This is a genomic window from uncultured Hyphomicrobium sp. (assembly GCF_902826555.1).
In the GTDB taxonomy this organism is placed as follows: Bacteria; Pseudomonadota; Alphaproteobacteria; order Rhizobiales; family Hyphomicrobiaceae; genus Hyphomicrobium_C.
The window spans coordinates 52948-55849 of record NZ_CADEFI010000021.1 but is presented as its reverse complement, the minus strand read 5'-3'; the positions used below and the strand labels follow the sequence as shown (position 1 = coordinate 55849).

The window sequence follows — 2902 nt, the reverse complement described above, 5'->3', positions numbered from 1 at the left end:
CCGCCGAGTAGAAGATCTTGTCGGTCTTGGCGAGGCCGACGCACATGGCGTTGACCAGGATGTTGCCGTTGTAGCCGGCATCGAAGTTCACTTCACCGCCGACCGTCGGCACGCCCACGCAGTTGCCGTAGCCGCCGATGCCCGACACCACGCCCGACACGAGATGGCGCGTCTTGGGATGCGCCGGATCGCCGAAGCGCAGCGCGTTGAGGTTGGCAACCGGACGCGCGCCCATGGTGAACACGTCGCGCATGATGCCGCCGACACCCGTCGCCGCGCCCTGGTAGGGCTCGATATAGGAAGGGTGGTTGTGGCTCTCCATCTTGAAGATGGCCGCGTCCCCATCGCCGAGGTCGACCACGCCCGCGTTCTCGCCGGGACCCTGGATCACCTTCACGCCTGAGGTGGGCAGCGTCCTGAGCCACACGCGCGAGGACTTATAGGAGCAGTGCTCGCTCCACATCACCGAGAAGATGCCGAGCTCGGTGATCCGCGGCTCGCGGCCGAGGATCTTGAGCAGGCGCTGGTATTCGTCGGGCTTGAGCCCATGCTGCGCAACGATCTCAGGGGTGATGACGGAGGTCGCGGTGTCCTGCATTTCTGGCTTTCAAATCCCAATCGGGTCTCTCTCGCGGTGCTTATAGCGGCGCCTGCGGGCCTTGTCGCTTCCGCGGCGCGACTAATCCCAGGAGCGTGACACCGCAGCACGCCGGAAAAGCCCGCCAACGGAGCCTCGCGCGGTCCAGGCTTTGATCCGGATCACTGGTGCGACACCGGATCGATGCGACAGGATCGCGCTGCACAAAACTGGCCGCTGCCATGCAGCATCATGAATTCTCATTGGAGAGTCATACCATTAGATAGTGCGGACCGGAACGCAGGCCACCAAGAGCCTTGCCGCGGTGACAACTGAGCTTCTCATCATCAAAGGAGTTGAACCATGTTGAAGGCGACGAAAGCCGTTGCTGCAGCAGCGGGTGTGATGGGCGTTCTGGCCGCTGGCGCAGTCTTCGCCGACTCACCCACCAAAGGCGTGTATCGCAACATGATGCCGGGCCACGGCCTGAGCCTCGATTTCGGCGGCAAGCACGCCGTCGGCTACTTCCGCATCAAGGACAACGCCTGCCACCTGACGGTGGTGGTCGCGGACGGTGCGGGCGGTGAAACGGGCCTCGACAGCCCGGGCACCCGCATCGTCGTGCCGATTCTCCCCGGCAAGGCCGTCCAGCTCGATGCCAGCGCCGACCAGTCGGCCGAGTTCGTTTGTGGTCCGGACGGCACCGAGATGAATGCGCGCGTGTTCGATCGTGCGCCCTACAAGTCGTAAGAGCGCGACTACCTAGGTAGTCATGCCTCGAAATAGGGCAGGTCCTGAACCTGCCCTATTTTTATTTAAGCCACTGATATAAGTAGCATTATTATGGCGGCGGCATTCCGCCGCTGCGCCGAATGCAAAGCTGACGAGCACGCCCTGCACTACCTGAGGCAGGGGGAGTCGACTATCTCTATGGGCAACGAAAGCACCAACCAGAGAGACTTCAAATGAAAGCCGTATTGCTCGCGCTCCTGCAGACCAAAGCCTCCAACGGCCGCGGCTCGAAGCGCTGAGTTCGGCCCTCCCGGTGAGACGCCGGGTCCCGAACCTCACCCCGCTGAAGGCGGGGGATAAAGAGGGGACGAACCGCAAGGTTCGTCCCCTTTAGCTTTTCCGATCATCTGCAGAAGGCCCAAGCTGGCCGTCAGCTCATCGCCTCCACGGCCGAGAGCAGCGCGCTCTCGAACACGCGCCGGCCGTCGGTGCCGCCGAGCATCTTCTCATAGAGCCGTTCCGGGTGGGGCATCATGCCGAGGATCCGCCCTTTGGAATCGGTGATGCCCGCGATATTGCGCTGGGCGCCGTTCGGGCTCGTCTCGGGCGAGACGTTGCCCTCCGCATCCGAATAGCGAAACACCACCTGTCCCTCGCCCTCGAGGCGGTCCAGCGTCTCCGCATCGGCGAAATAGTTGCCCTCCGCGTGTGCGATAGGCACCCGAATGACCTCGCCCTTGCGGTAGCACTTGGTGAAGAAGCTGGTGTCGTTCTCGATCTTGAGGTGCACGTCGCGGCAGATGAAATGCAGAGACCGGTTGCGCATCAGCACGCCCGGCAGCAGCCCCGATTCGCAAAGAATCTGGAAGCCGTTGCAGATGCCGAGCACCGGCGTGCCCTTTCCCGCTTTTTCGATGACGTCGCGCATGATCGGCGAGTGGGCCGCCATGGCGCCGCAGCGCAGATAGTCGCCGTAGGAGAAGCCGCCCGGCAGCACGATGAGATCGGAGGCCGGCACCGTCGCGTCGCCATGCCAGACCATCTTCACTGGAAAGCCGGTGATGGCTTCGAGCGCCGTCTTTACGTCGCGGTCGCAGTTGGAGCCGGGAAAGACGATGACGGAAGCGCGTAGCATGTTTGGCTCCAACCTATATTTCGTGTCGTCAGGGCCCGAGCGGCGATTGCCCAGCTTTCCGGCTCTCGACCTCGTGCCGCGACGCGTTCGTGAGCTCGGTGTCGCCGGACTTCATGTCTGCCATGAGCAGGGCGAACTGGCCTTGGTCCCCATAGCCGCACCCTTTGCTGTCCGCAGTCCAGACGTCGGTGACCTGCTTGCGCCGTGTCCGCAACGTGACCGCCGGGTGTGCAGGATGCCCGGAGTGAGTGAATGCGATTTGCGCCGTCCAGACGTCGGGGACGGAGAGCGTCGCGATATCGTATCCGCCCTCTTGCGTCCACTGGACGCCCGGGAGCCACTGTGCGGTATCCTTGAGCCCGCTGTAACCGAGCGTGCAGTCGATCGTCGGCGGGGAGGGGCTCTGCGCAAGCGCAGCGGCGGGAAAGAGCGCCGCCATCAGCCAGGCCGCCGTTCCC

General features: G+C 63.5%; 4 protein-coding genes. 1 reads left to right on the top strand and 3 read right to left on the bottom strand.

Features of this window, described 5'->3' with window-relative positions; translation table 11 throughout:
- Positions 1–598, bottom strand: a 598-nt coding sequence (locus tag QZV93_RS10700) for an AIR synthase related protein (RefSeq protein ID WP_295558315.1), incomplete at its 3' end; no start/stop codon positions are given.
- A gap of 342 nt (positions 599–940) precedes the next feature.
- Here QZV93_RS10700 and QZV93_RS10695 point away from each other — a divergent pair.
- Positions 941–1327, top strand: a complete 387-nt coding sequence (locus QZV93_RS10695; RefSeq protein ID WP_295558313.1) for a hypothetical protein — start codon at positions 941–943, stop codon at positions 1325–1327.
- Between the two features lie 412 nt (positions 1328–1739).
- On the opposite strand, the gene purQ is transcribed toward QZV93_RS10695, so the two are convergent.
- Both purQ and QZV93_RS10685 read right to left on the bottom strand, forming a co-directional pair.
- Positions 1740–2444: a phosphoribosylformylglycinamidine synthase subunit PurQ gene (gene purQ / locus QZV93_RS10690; protein WP_295558311.1), complete on the bottom strand. Its 705-nt coding sequence runs from the start codon at positions 2442–2444 to the stop codon at positions 1740–1742.
- 28 nt (positions 2445–2472) lie between these two features.
- Positions 2473–2902 (bottom strand): hypothetical protein (locus QZV93_RS10685; protein WP_363156936.1); only part of this gene is annotated, 430 nt, incomplete at its 5' end.

Excerpts from the sequence above, each read along its gene's own strand:
- purQ (WP_295558311.1), bottom strand. The coding sequence starts at position 2,444 with ATGCTACGCGCTTCCGTCATCGTCTTTCCCGGCTCCAACTGCGACCGC.
- QZV93_RS10695 (WP_295558313.1), top strand. The coding sequence starts at position 941 with ATGTTGAAGGCGACGAAAGCCGTTGCTGCAGCAGCGGGTGTGATGGGC.